At 39.0% G+C, this 13,810-nt stretch carries 11 protein-coding genes and 1 pseudogene; 2 read left to right on the top strand and 10 right to left on the bottom strand.

The annotated features are described in order from the left end of the window. Window positions 1-107 precede the first annotated feature (107 nt). Window positions 108-656: a hypothetical protein gene (locus AC25JC_RS09815; RefSeq protein ID WP_486923950.1), complete on the bottom strand. Its 549-nt coding sequence runs from the start codon at window positions 654-656 to the stop codon at window positions 108-110. 459 nt (window positions 657-1,115) lie between these two features. Between AC25JC_RS09815 and gltP the strand changes: the two are divergent. Beyond that, window positions 1,116-2,411, top strand: a pseudogene (gene gltP / locus AC25JC_RS09810) (glutamate/aspartate:proton symporter GltP). A gap of 65 nt (window positions 2,412-2,476) precedes the next feature. On the opposite strand, the gene AC25JC_RS09805 reads toward gltP, so the two are convergent. The 6 genes from AC25JC_RS09805 to AC25JC_RS09780 all read right to left on the bottom strand — a co-directional run bounded on the left by AC25JC_RS09805 (window position 2,477) and on the right by AC25JC_RS09780 (window position 10,189). Continuing rightward, entirely contained in the window at window positions 2,477-2,920 is a 444-nt protein-coding gene (locus AC25JC_RS09805) for a DUF3887 domain-containing protein (RefSeq protein WP_472584925.1), read from the bottom strand. Window positions 2,921-2,993: 73 nt separating this feature from the next. Beyond that, window positions 2,994-5,978, bottom strand: a complete 2,985-nt coding sequence (gene gyrA, locus AC25JC_RS09800; RefSeq protein WP_180113934.1) for a DNA gyrase subunit A — start codon at window positions 5,976-5,978, stop codon at window positions 2,994-2,996. Window positions 5,979-6,268: 290 nt separating this feature from the next. Further along, a complete protein-coding gene (locus AC25JC_RS09795) occupies window positions 6,269-6,901 on the bottom strand; it encodes a hypothetical protein (RefSeq protein WP_486923949.1) in 633 nt (210 codons plus the stop codon). A 451-nt stretch (window positions 6,902-7,352) separates the two neighbouring features. After that, on the bottom strand, window positions 7,353-8,285 hold the full coding sequence (locus AC25JC_RS09790; protein ID WP_486923948.1) for an FAD-binding protein: 933 nt from the start codon (window positions 8,283-8,285) through the stop codon (window positions 7,353-7,355). Window positions 8,286-8,303: 18 nt separating this feature from the next. Further along, a complete protein-coding gene (locus AC25JC_RS09785) occupies window positions 8,304-9,056 on the bottom strand; it encodes an electron transfer flavoprotein subunit beta/FixA family protein (RefSeq protein WP_078192067.1) in 753 nt (250 codons plus the stop codon). A 527-nt stretch (window positions 9,057-9,583) separates the two neighbouring features. Next, the gene (locus tag AC25JC_RS09780; RefSeq protein WP_249683421.1) at window positions 9,584-10,189 is read right to left on the bottom strand and encodes a LysE family translocator; all 606 of its coding nucleotides are present in this window, start codon (window positions 10,187-10,189) and stop codon (window positions 9,584-9,586) included. A gap of 113 nt (window positions 10,190-10,302) precedes the next feature. Here AC25JC_RS09780 and AC25JC_RS09775 point away from each other — a divergent pair, with 113 nt between their 5' ends. Then, the gene (locus AC25JC_RS09775; RefSeq protein WP_078190405.1) at window positions 10,303-10,797 is read left to right on the top strand and encodes an Lrp/AsnC family transcriptional regulator; all 495 of its coding nucleotides are present in this window, start codon (window positions 10,303-10,305) and stop codon (window positions 10,795-10,797) included. Between the two features lie 500 nt (window positions 10,798-11,297). On the opposite strand, the gene AC25JC_RS09770 is transcribed toward AC25JC_RS09775, so the two are convergent. The 3 genes from AC25JC_RS09770 to AC25JC_RS09760 all read right to left on the bottom strand — a co-directional run bounded on the left by AC25JC_RS09770 (window position 11,298) and on the right by AC25JC_RS09760 (window position 13,777). Continuing rightward, window positions 11,298-11,669 carry a hypothetical protein gene (locus AC25JC_RS09770; protein ID WP_486923947.1) on the bottom strand — a complete coding sequence of 124 codons (372 nt, stop codon included), beginning with the start codon at window positions 11,667-11,669 and terminating at the stop codon, window positions 11,298-11,300. Window positions 11,670-11,948: 279 nt separating this feature from the next. Beyond that, the gene (locus AC25JC_RS09765) at window positions 11,949-12,872 is read right to left on the bottom strand and encodes a tyrosine recombinase XerC (RefSeq protein WP_180003344.1); all 924 of its coding nucleotides are present in this window, start codon (window positions 12,870-12,872) and stop codon (window positions 11,949-11,951) included. A 71-nt stretch (window positions 12,873-12,943) separates the two neighbouring features. Then, window positions 12,944-13,777, bottom strand: coding sequence for an enhanced serine sensitivity protein SseB C-terminal domain-containing protein (locus AC25JC_RS09760; RefSeq protein ID WP_486923946.1), 834 nt, complete (start codon window positions 13,775-13,777; stop codon window positions 12,944-12,946). Window positions 13,778-13,810: the final 33 nt, after the last annotated feature.

Raw genomic sequence — 13,810 nt, 5'->3', positions numbered from 1 at the left:
GTGCTGTTATACATATCGAGCATCAAACGAAATGCGTTCAAATCTATTCATCATGGACTCGAACGCTTTGCTTCTATGTCTCAAATTTTAATGCTTTCTGTCACCTATTAACTGTATGCTGTTGGCGTCACAGTCGAAGCTTCATCCACTTGAATATCAAAATCATCTGCATCTGAAGTGATCTCAGTAACCAAATCATCTGATTCTTTTTCTGCAGCGTTTTCAAGCCAGAATCCTTTCACTTTATCGTCCCCATCATGACCTGCAAAGACCACACTCATATACAGTTCTTTTTGCGGATAATCATATTTATACACAATTGTTGTGGTCTTACCTTCTCCCAGCCGAGTATTTGCCATTCGCTGAATCACTTCCGCTTCAGCGCTAGGTTGACCTGCAGGAATCAGCTTTTTCATACGTGAAAACAGCTCTGGATCTGCTAGCATCGCATCACGAACATTTTCTTCAACCAATGCCAAAAAGGTGTCTTGATGGGGTTCGTGTAGCGCGACGAATAATTTTTCTGACTTCGCACGCTGTGAACTTGTCTCACTTGGCAGGCTTGATTCGAATTTTGCAATCAAGAAATCGCCGATTTTTTCACAAGCCGTTATAGGTAAGATTAAAGTGATGACGACGACTAATTTTTTCAACACCGTACAAGCCCTCTGCTTATTATTAAAATATATAAAGTTAAAATTTAGTTCGGATAATCTATGTGATTTATAGAATTTTCAGTGATTTATTTGCCTAACAAGTATAAAGCAAACTTCTATATAAAAATGAAAAATACAGGCTCACATTTAGTTTTTCGATCTTTCTAGGCAAATCAGCGATTTTGTGAAGTGTTTATTAATAACTCAATTTTATTCGTTTTATAAATTAAATTTAACAATCGAATCGCTTATACAACTAAAAATGATAATTTATCGATCAAACAGTTTGGTTTTGATCAAAATCGATGGCTGTATTCTCATATAAACTGCAAAATATTGTCGTATTTATCTCCCAAATTATTCAGAACTTTTTGTCATGGCGGACTCAGTCTGTCTGCAACATTTGTTCGTGGATGACTGTGGGCTTTTTTCTCCCAAATCTGACATAAGAGCTGATGTATGAAAAAGATTAAGGTGAGCCTTGCCTGGCAAATCGTGATTGCTCTCATTCTAGGTATACTTGTTGGTGCTTTCCTACACTATTCTCCTGAATATCGTGATGCTTTAGTTAATAACTTTTTGACGCCTTTGGGCTCAATTTTTATTAACCTCATTAAGATGATCGTTATTCCGCTTGTTGTGTCGATGCTTATTTTAGGTATTGCCAATACAAGTCACGGTAGCAACTTAGGTAAACTAGGTTTCAAAACGATTATTTATTTTGAAATCATTACCACTGTTGCTATTTTAGTCGGTTTAGTTGCAGCCAACGTATTCCAACCTGGTGCCGGCATTGATATGTCTGCATTGACGCAAGTCGATATTTCAAAGTATCAAGAAACAACACATGAAGTCAGTGAACATTCTCATGGTTTGATTCAAACAATACTTTCACTTATTCCATCTAACTTTTTTGCAGCTTTGACGAGTGGTCAAATGCTCCCAATCATTTTTTTCTCTGTGATGTTTGGTGTAGGTTTAGGTGCGCTTGATCAAGAAGTAAAACAACCTTTAATTAAAGTGTTGACCGCTGTTTCTGAAACGATGTTTAAAGTTACGCACATGATCATGATGTTTGCACCTATTGGTGTATTCGGCTTGATTGCAGCGACTGTTGCGAATTTCGGCTTCAGCTCTCTTGTACCACTGCTTAAGCTCGCAGTTTTAGTTTATGGTGCAATCTTCTTCTTTATTTTCATCGTATTAGGTGCAGTTGCCAAATTCTGTGGCTTCAGTGTTTGGGCCATTATCAAGATCTTAAAAGATGAATTGATTCTCGCATATTCAACTGCAAGTTCTGAGACTGTCCTACCCCGTATTATGGAAAAAATGGAAGCTTACGGTGCTCCGAAACCGATTACCAGTTTCGTGATTCCAATTGGCTATTCATTTAACCTCGATGGTTCGACCCTATATCAAAGTATTGCGGCTATCTTTATTGCTCAGCTTTACGGGATCGATCTGACAATCACTCAATAAGTGATTCTAGTACTGACCTTGATGATTACCTCTAAAGGGATTGCAGGTGTACCTGGCGTTTCTTTCGTGGTCTTGCTAGCAACTCTCGGCAGTGTCGGTATTCCTCTTGAAGGTCTTGCATTTATTGCAGGTATTGACCGTATTTTAGATATGGCACGTACTGTACTAAATGTGATTGGTAACGCGCTTGCGGTACTGGTGATCAGTAAATGGGAAGGCCAATTTGATACTGAAAAACAAAAAAATTATGCTGCTAATCTAAAAGATGCCGCTTAATTTTATGTCATAAAAAAGGACGCTTCGGCGTCCTTTTTTACAGCTTTGTTTTATTTTTCCAAACTTTATTTATTTTTTTCGCCAAAAACTGAAATATTAAAATCTCGAATTTTGTTACTTCCTGCGGGTTTATCAAAACTTACATCATACTGTACAAGGTTTTTATTGGTATAACCGTACTCATAAGTAACTGTATATAAAGACGGCTTTTCAGTCGATTTTTCAATGTGCTTAGCCACAATATTTTTGCGTGAGTAATCTTGTTTCGGAATACCTCGTGCAAATTTACGCAGCTCTTTTTCATTCTGTTCAAACTTCGCTTTGAGTTCTGGTTCAAAGTAAGTGTACAGCTTTTCAAAATTGCCTTCACGTAATTGATCATAGGCAGCTTGGGCAACTTCACTCTGTTCAGCGCTTGGGTCTGGGATTGCATTTAAGGCTTTTTGACCAATTTGGTCACAGCCGCCAAGCCCAATAAGTGAAACCATTGCAAAATATTTTAATTTCATATTGTACTCATCAATCTAAAATTATCTGTCTATAAAAAAGGACGCCGTAGCGCCCTCTTTTCTCAATCTTCAATTAGTCTTCTTCAGGCTCATTGAGATCTGATTCATTGTCATTTTGATCAATAATCGTTGAGTCATCTACAAGTTGCTCAGTTTCGATTGCTTCCACTTCTTCAAAAGTTTCGTCTTCTTCAACTGCTTCGATCGCCACAACACCGACTAAGATTTCGCTTTCACCTAAACGGATCAAACGAACACCTTGAGCATTACGACCTGTTTGTGCCACTTCAGACGCACGTGTACGAACCAACGTACCGCCATCTGAAATTAACATTAGCTCTTTAGACGCATCAATCGCTACCGCACCAACAAGTTCACCGTTACGTTCAGATGTTTTAATTGCAATAACACCTTTACCGCCACGTTTCTTAGTTGGGAAGTCATCTACTGGTGTACGTTTACCATAACCATTGGCTGAAGCACAAAGTACTTCACCAGTTTCCGGAACAACCACCAATGACACTATACGGCTAATGAGAGCTGAATCAGAGGTATCTTCATCATCAGACTCTACATCCGCATCCTCAGCGTCTTCAGCTTGAGCTGCTGCACCAATGGTCACGCGCATACCACGAACACCTTTGGCAGAACGACCCATTGAACGCACGTCAGTTTCTGCAAAACGAATGGCTTTACCTTCGTTTGAGAACAACATGATTTGTTGTTCGCCGTCGGTAATGGCAACACCGATTAAGGTGTCATCACCATTGAGTTCAATCGCACGTAGACCGTTAGAACGAACATTCGAGAATTGTTCTAACTCAACACGTTTAATCGTACCGTATTCTGTTGCCATAAATACGTAGAAGTTTTTACGAACGGCTTCTGCTTGCTGTGCAAAGTCATTGATGATTTCATCATCAAGATCAGTGGTAGAAAGCTCTAAGCCCAACTGTTTCAATTGAACACGTAATGCATCAGACAAGTCATCTGCACCGTCTTCAGTCTCAGCAAGTGCAGCTTCTAAACCAGCAAAATGACTATTAATCACTTCATTGGTTTGTAGCTGTGCACTATTGGCTTTTACAAATGCTTTAAAGTCAGCCAAGCGTTCTTTAAATTTCTTCGGCGCATCAACCACAGGTAAAATAGCGGTGATGGTTTCGTTTTCATCTAATGGCAATAAGTTCACCATCGGACGACCTTTCGCACCACGAGATGCTTGAGGTACTTCATACACTTTCAAACGATAAACTTTACCCACATTGGTAAAGCAAAGCACTGTTGCGTGGTTTGAAGTCACGATCAAATGTTGGATGTAATCGTCTTCTTTCATTGAAGTTGCAGACTTACCACGTCCACCACGACGCTGTGCAGCGTAGTCTGACAATGGTTGAGTTTTTGCATAGCCTGATTTAGAAACAGTTAGTACCATTTGCTCTTCAGGGATTAAATCTTCACGAGAGAAGTCGATACGTGATTCCACGATATCGGTACGACGTGCATCGCCATATTGTTGAAGGATTAAAGCCAATTCTTCTTTAATCACGTTCATCAATAAGTTGAAATCGTTCAAAATTGCCGTGTATTCAGCAATTTGACCAAGAATTTCTGTATATTCAGCTTGTAACTTGTCTTGTTCTAGACCAGTTAAACGATGTAAACGAAGTTCTAAGATCGCACCCACTTGGGTTGGAGACAGACGATAAATATCACCTGTTAAACCAAATGGACGTGCTGGATCTTCGCCTTCAATTTCATCTGGACGGACAGATACCGCGCCTGCTTTTTCAAGCAAGGCAACAACACCTCCGCCTGCCCACTCGCCCGCTTGTAAACGTTCGCGCGCTTCGCTTGGATTTGCAGATGTTTTGATGGTTTCAATGATCGCATCGATATTTGCGAGTGCAACCGTCAAACCTTCTAAGATATGTCCACGTTCACGTGCTTTACGCAATTCGAACATGGTACGGCGTGTAACCACTTCCTGACGATGACGGATAAACGCTGCAATAATATCTTTCAAGTTCATTAACTTAGGCTGACCATTATCGAGGCAGACCATGTTAATGCTGAATGAATTTTCTAATTGGGTATTTTGGAATAAGTTATTTACAATCACTTCGGCGTTTTCACCACGCTTCAAGTCAATTGCAATACGCATCCCTTCTTTATCTGATTCATCACGAAGTTCAGAAATACCTTCAAGTTTTTTCTCTTTAACCAACTCAGCAATACGTTCAATGGTTTTTGCTTTGTTAACTTGATAAGGAATTTCAGTGAAGACAATCGTGCTACGGCCCGATTTTTGGTCTTCTTCAATGTGATATTTACCACGGATATGCAAACGGCCTTTACCAGTACGGTACGCATCGACAATGCCTGATTTACCGTAAATGATGCCGCCTGTAGGGAAGTCTGGACCAGAAATATGTTCCATTAACCCTTCAATGCTGATGTGCGGATCGTTGGCATAAGCAAGACACGCATTAATGACTTCTGTCATGTTATGCGGAGCCATATTGGTTGCCATACCTACAGCAATACCAGCTACACCGTTAATCAACAAGTTAGGCACACGTGTTGGCATGACTTGTGGAATACGTTCAGAACCGTCGTAGTTGTCTTCCCACTCTACGGTATCTTTCTCAAGATCCGCTAAAAGTTCGTGGGTCAATTTACGCATACGAACTTCGGTATAACGCATTGCTGCTGCACTGTCACCATCGACAGAACCGAAGTTACCCTGACCATCAACCAATTGATAGCGTAAGCTGAAATCTTGAGCCATACGAACAATAGTTTCGTATACAGCTAAGTCACCATGTGGGTGATATTTACCGATGACGTCACCGACTACACGGGCAGACTTTTTGTAAGCTTTGTTGTAGTCATTGCCCAATTCGTGCATTGCAAAAAGCACACGACGGTGAACAGGTTTGAGACCATCTCGGACATCTGGCAACGCACGTGACACAATCACGCTCATTGCATAATCGAGATATGAGCTCTTCAGTTCATCCTCAATGGCAATCGGTCTAATTTCCGATACGCTCATGCATACTCCTTGTTATACAAGCAGAATTCTGCCCGCATTTATATATCGTAAATCTGTAAAAATTAGTTCAAAAAATACTGAACCAATATCAAAAATCAAGTCGGACAGTATAGCATAAAAACCCTGATTTTTGTGCCAATCATCTTGCACTAGAACCATGATTTTTTGTATTTATTTTAAGCATTTTGATTTTATTTGCTGTGAAAAAAACCTCTACGAATAGAGGTTGTTTAATGTTCAAAATATTTCTTTTCGAAGCTTCAAATTTAGACCCATAAATGTGATAAAAATCACTCTTTATGATATTGCATGACCTCTAATTCTTGAGGTACATGATCCTGCTGCATCCATGGGTATGCTGTTAAAAACAAACCTAAAATAAGCGGAAACTCATAAACTTCTTCGATGAAATCTTTAAAAGCCAAATCGTACAAAAATAAAAAACTAAGACTTCGGCTATGCTCAACTGCATCAGAAATAAATAAGCCCAATATCACCAAGCCCAATGGCCAAATTGGTAAAGCCAAGGTTTTTAGCTTACGTACAATTTCTTGGCGTAAATACGGCGAAAACAGCATAAAGACGACAGGTGCAATCATGAATACCGAAATTAAACGAAAATACGGTTTAGGCACATCAGGAAAATAGTCACGCCCCCAACTAATACTACGACCAAATAGCAACAACCACCATGCAACAGCCCACAACCAAAATTGTTTCTTTCCATCTTGCATTTCAAGTGGTCGAATATAGAAAAAAGTATATATCGCAAAAAACAGCAATAACAATGCTTGAACCGATTCAACTGCTGTAACGGTCATTCCATCAAATAAAGAAAAAGAGACACTTTGTAAAACAGGAAAAAGTAAACAGCAGATCATCAGCACCAATACACTGACTGGTAACTGAAAATCAAATTTCAAAGGGAGACTCCGCCTAAAGGGCAAGTTCAATAAAAAAGCAATGTTAACAAAAAATATATAATCCTTTAAGCTTGCTTTAAGTTTAAGATTCAAACTTGAAGGATAAATTTTATTATTTTATTTTAAATCTATGTATTTTTTATAATTTATTAATTTTCATCCTATTAACAAGCCATTGCTCCTGCTTACTTACCATTTAAGTTTTAACATACAAATAGCTTGCGCTACAGTAGTGTCTAATACCAATAATAAGAAACACTATATGAATTTTGAACTACTAAACTAAGAATCCACTACACTCATAAGCATGAAACATCTAAGTGCAATTTATATATTTACATTTACGTATAATTAATCGATTAAACATAACCAAGAAGACCTACTAATTCTTCAAACAATAAAAACGCCCCTAAACCATAAGCTTAGGAGCGTTTTGAACTGCGTTCAGAAATTAGATTTTAGATACTAATTCTGGAACTACAGTGTTCAAATCACCCACTAACCAGTAATCAGCTACTGAGTTAATTGGTGCTTCTTCATCTTTGTTGATCGCAACGATCACTTTAGATTCTTTCATACCTGCCAAGTGCTGAATCGCACCAGAGATACCTACAGCGATGTACAAGTCAGGAGCAACGATTTTACCTGTTTGACCCACTTGCATATCGTTTGGTACGAAACCAGCATCAACTGCTGCACGAGATGCGCCTTGGGCAGCACCAAGCTTGTCCGCTAATGGATCAAGAACAGTGTGATAGTTTTCACCTGAACCAACACCACGACCGCCTGAAACAACAATACGCGCAGCTGTTAATTCTGGACGTTCAGATTTCACGATTTCTTCAGAAACGAACTTAGAAATACCAGCATCACCAGTAGATGCAACAGCTTCAACTGCAGCAGAGCCGCCTTCGCTTGCAACAGCATCAAATGCAGTACCACGAACAGTCGCAACTACAACAGACTCGCCAGACTCTACAGTTGCAATCGCGTTGCCTGCATAGATTGGACGTTTGAAAGTTTTAGGACCTTCAACAGCAATGATGTCAGTGATCATGCTTACGTCAAGTAGCGCAGCAGCACGTGGAAGTACGTTTTTGCCCGTTGTCGTAGAAGCAGCAAGAATGTGGGTGTAACCCGCACTGATAGAAGCAACTAATTTAGCAACGTTTTCAGCCAATTGATTAGCATAAGCAGCGTCGTCAGCAAGTAATACTTTGCTTACACCCGCAACTTTAGCTGCTTGGTCTGCAACTGCTTGAGCGCCTGAACCAGCTACTAATACAGTGATATCACCACCGATTTTTTGCGCTGCAGCAACAACGTTAAGAGTTGCACCATTTAGTGCTTTGTTGTCGTGCTCAGCGATAACTAAAATACTCATGATTTTTATCCTTCTGTATTAGATCACTTTCGCTTCGTTTTTCAATTTATCTACAAGCTCGTCTACAGACTTCACTTGTACGCCCGCTTTACGTTCTGCAGGAGCTTCAACTTTAACAGTTTTAAGCTTAGTTGCAGGTGAAACGCCATAATCAGCAGGTGACTTAGTATCAAGCGGCTTTTTACGCGCTTTCATAATGTTTGGAAGAGCAGCATAACGTGGCTCATTCAAACGTAAGTCAGTTGTAATAATTGCTGGAAGTGCAAGTTCAACAGTTTGTAAACCACCATCGATTTCACGAGTCACTTGTACTTTATCGCCTTCAACTTTCACTTCAGAAGCGAAAGTACCTTGGCCAGCACCTAAAAGCGCGCCAAGCATCTGACCAACTTGGTTAGAGTCATCATCAATTGCTTGTTTACCAAGAAGGATCAATTGAGGTTGTTCAGCGTCTACAACACCTTTTAGGATTTTTGCAACTTCAAGTGCTCCTAACTGGCTGTCGTCAGCTTCAACAAGAATACCTCGGTCTGCACCAAGCGCCATAGAAGAACGGATTTGTTCTTGAGCTTCTTTAGGACCAATAGAAACAACAACGATTTCTGAAACAGTTCCTTTTTCTTTTAAACGAACCGCTTCTTCCACTGCGATTTCACAGAATGGGTTAATTGACATTTTAACGTTCGTTAAGTCAACACCACTGTTGTCCGGCTTAACGCGAACTTTAACGTTGGCATCAACCACACGTTTTACAGCAACAAGAGCCTTCATGTAATCCTCGGCTGTTTTAGCAAATGTAAATGTTGAGAAAAGTTATATTAACTCTTCACTTTAAATTTTTTAGGTGCCCTATCTTGCAATGTGTACGGCATTTCGGTCAAGTCACAATTATCGAAAGACCTGTAAAAAACCGTAATTTCCTTGAACTTATCGTTCACATTTTTTAAAGAATGCTTCAGTTATCTAAAAAAACGCATTATTCAGTTATTTTTTAAGCATTGATTTTTATTATTTTTTTACTTGATTTAGATCATCAAAAGATCTGATTTAATATCAATTTTCGATCAATCTTTCTGAAATAGAGCTTTCCCTCTACACATTCGGCAACATATCTAAACTTGTCATTTAAGATAGAAGCATAATGAATTTAGCGCTAATTTCACTTTTCCGAAGCTAATTGGTGGGTTTTTCTCTCTTTCTTATTCTTAATATGTGTCGATATTCACCACATATAAAAAAACCTCCGCCTTCACGAAGGGTTTAGTTAAGGCAATTATTTCTATTTACATTTGCTGTTTTTAATTGGCAATTAACCATGTCGCAGCAAGAGCCAATAAACCGCCTGATGTACCATCGATCCACTTTTGTTTGCGTTCATCAATTTGAGTTTTTTGTGTAATACGTGCAAAGACCACACTTAAACTACAATACACCACAAAAATCAGCCCAATAAAAATGAAGGACAAAATCAAACCTTGACTCACGGTACTCGCTGATTTATCAATAAATTGCGGCAAAATTGCAAAATATATCAACATTCCTTTCGGGTTCAGTAAAGCCGTAAAAAAGCCTTTTTTAATCGGGTTGGACGCTGACTTTTTCTCAATACTTAATTTTTTACTGCTAAATACTGAACGCAGCAAATGCGTTGCCAAATATAAAAGATAAGCAATCCCCAACCAGCGGATTGTTTCAAACAGTAGTGGAAATGACACGATAATCGCAGCAATACCCAATGCCACTAAAATCGAGTGAACCAAATAACCTGAGCACACCCCCACTGTTGCCATCATGCCTGCTTTTGCATCCTTACCCATCACTTGTGACAGGATAAAAAGCATATCGGGTCCTGGTGTGAAAATAAGGGGAATTACCGTTAAGGCAAACAAAGCAAATACAGACATTTCAATTTTCCCTTTCTATGTCCTGAAAGTGAAATTAGTATGTTTGAATCGCTTTAAAATAGGATATCAAATATTCTATAATAGATATTATTTTTAGAATTATATTCTATTTTATGAAGACATCTTCTAAGTCAATTCTAGTTAAACTAGATCGTATTGATAAAAATATCATTCGCGCACTTCAAAATAATGGCCGCATGCAAAATAATGACTTAGCCAAGGAAATTGGACTCTCGCCTTCTTCTTGTTTACGTCGGGTCAAATTACTCGAAGAAGCAGGTGTGATTCAGAATTACACCACCGTGGTCGATCCACAAAAGATTGGCTTTCAATTAATTTTGTTTTCTCGTATTTGGTTGACTGGGCAGGATGCTGAAACCATCGATACCTTTATCGAAGCGATGAAAGAACTTCCTCAAGTCATGGAGTGCTACATTATTTTGGGTGAGTGCGATGCAATGCTCAAAGTTGTGGTGCCTGACCTAGAAAGTTACCGTAAATTTCAGTCTACTCACTTAACCAAGAAAAATGGCATCACCAGTGTAAAGACTGATTTACCTAGCCAAATCATCAAACAAAGCTTCCAGTTACCGCTAGAAGATTTATAAACAGAAATTGGTCTGCCAACGAGCAACTCAAGCATTAGAAACGACGAGGCTGATACTACAAGAATGACAACGTAGTAACGCAGTTATTCACAGCCTCGAATGCAAAACCTAGCTATGCGGTATTTCATTATATTTTAAGCAAAGAAAAATCATGATTTGCGGCAAATGAACGAACACAATCTAAGGAGCCTTTGAGCTTAATTTCTTAAACAAGAATACAACTGATTGGATTTACAGGCTCTCGCTATCAAAACTGAGCGAATTGAATTACTGAACAGCAAAATGGGTTTGCATTTAGATATTTTGTTTAGCATCATAAGTTTTGCAAAGACGTCCACTAGCTTATCTCAAATGTTCATTTGAAAGCTTAAAACCAAACGAGGTAGACACTTTAACGCTCTGCTCACAAGCATCACAACATGTCATGGTGCGGGTGATATAAGGGCTAAACATCCAAAACCAATGAAGATAGCCCATGAGTTGTTTATTTGACCAATGGTTTAGGCTGGCTGATTTTCCAAAAAGTCACGATGGATGTGGCTTAGGTCAATAAGTTCATACTTTACCAAATCAAAAATACGCCAAATGGTGAGGGCATCTTCTTTACTGTCAAATTTAGCAGTTGCTTTATTGGTAAGCTGCCATTGTTTATCCGAAATCCAAATAAAGTATTGGCCCGTCGCCGCATTAAACGCCTGAACTTTTCCATCGGCATTAATCCCTTGTAGCTGCGCACCTTCAGGCAATACAGCTTCTACTTCAGGTAAACTGATTTCAACAAAGTGTTTGATTTGGCGTAAGCCGTATCCTACAAAAATTTCTTTTTGCTGACCATTTAACTGGTCATATTTTTCTTGAATATCTGAAATCATGGTATGGCCTATATATTTTTAACGGTACAGCAATTTAGTAAATGGCGAATTTCACTTCAGCACTTACGTCAATTCAATAATGGACAATTTTTATACCCGATAATTTGAATTTTTATAATGCGACAATAGTTCAAAATGTCGGTCAATTTTACCAATATTTTTTCACATCCTTATTTAATTTTCATGAAGTAGACCACTTTAGGATACAAAATGTGAAATCTAGCCTGTAAATTTAAGCAAAATTTAGACCACTGAGTACCCAAGTCGTTTTTGCAATTGTTACGAATCTTTATGCTGTGCTCTTGGATGGGCCTGATCATAAACTTGTGCCAATCGATCAAAATCCACATGGGTATAAATTTGTGTAGTGGTTAAATTACTATGCCCCAACATTTCTTGTACAGCACGCAAGTCACCGCTATTGGACAACATATGGCTAGCGAAGCAATGTCGTAATAAATGCGGATGTAAATCGACATTTACACCTGCACGTCGAGCTTGAAATTTAACTCGATTTTCTATTTGTCTTACCCCTAGTGGATTGCCTTTTTGAGTGATAAAAACTTGGGCTTCTGGGACAAAATCACCATGCCATGCAGGATATAATTGCAACCAATGCATCACAGCCTCTTTGGCTTTAGAACCAAAAGGTACAATGCGCGTTTTATTCCCTTTACCCGTAATACGTAACAGTTGGCGATTAAAATCAATATCTCGAATGGTTAAGCCCTGCACTTCAGCCAAACGTAAACCACTTGAATAGAGCAGCTCCAAAATCGCTTTATCACGTATCCAAAGCTGCCGTTGAGTTTCACTTTCTGGCTCAGGCTGTTCCATGATTTGTTTAATGGTTTCAATATCGACCAATCCAGGTAAAGGACGTGATTGGCGTTTGAGCTGAAAATCATCTGCAGGATTAAAATTGAGATAATTTCCTTGTTCTGCCCATTTCATAAATTGGCGTATCGAAGATAACATGCGCTGCAAACTACTTGGACTGAGCTGAAACTGTTCCACTTTATGAGCAACAAATTCACGCAGATCTGACTTTTCAACATCATGCAGTGGCAAGTTGCGTATTGTACAAAATTGGAGAAAATCACTGACATCACGCTCATACGCTTGCAATGTATGTTTAGACTGATTTTGAATTTCACGTTCCTTCAACCACATAGTCAGTAGTTGACTCTGATCCATCGTCATCTGTCTTCTCCCATTTCAACATGTGCTTTAGCGTTGTGGTACGTTCTCTAAAGCGATTTTACATATCTATTTTATGAAAAGAGTCTAGCAAAGAACCCCTTAGGCTTACCATCAACACGTTGGTAAAAAGCTTGCGTTTCATTAAGCAAATACCCTTCTACACCATCGACACTGTGTGGATTGACATGGATTAAATCCACTGGGCATTGCTCTTTTAAACTATCCTGTGTGATACGACCAATTTTACTGTGCAAATCTTGAATTTGTTGTTCAGATAACCCTGCTTCTAAATCTAGTCCGATCAACAAAGTTGGTGAATCATCTCGAGCTTCATTCAGCATTTGCGCCAAATAGGCAGCTTTTACCACACGCTCTGTGCCAAAAAAAATGCTTAATTGATCAATCATAAACTGCGGATATTCTGCCGGCTGACCAATTAAAACTTCCGTATCTTCCGTAACTTCATAGTTTTCTGAGGGCTGAATATACTGCCCGTTCAGCAAATGTTGAATTTCTTCTGGTACAAAGTCCTTCGTCGCATCAGGTGATTGTGGATTCAATACAAGCCTTGCCCCAATGGTCATTTCAAATAATGCCTTGGTTGGTAGCCGGATATACGAATCCTCTTCAGATATTGCCAACCGCATTTTTTCCAAAGAAGTAAAAAACGGGATGACGCAATCATAAGTTTCATCTTCCCATGATTTCAATTGAACACTGCCGCCCTCATCCAAGATCAAAGCTTCGGCAATACGTGAATCACGTCCCCCTGTTGTTCCCACACAATACACATTGGCCGCTAATAATTGAGCTAAAAATTCGGGTTGATACGCAGGTTCATGTAAAGCTTTATGAAAAAGTTGCTCTAAGATTTCTTCTTTTATTTCTTCGTTTATTTGTTCCATGTTGACTACAATCCCATTGAATTATAATTTTTT

This window comes from Acinetobacter sp. P37, from assembly GCF_057480965.1.
The sequence above is the reverse complement of the archived record's forward strand: the minus strand, read 5'-3'. Positions and strand labels throughout refer to the sequence as shown.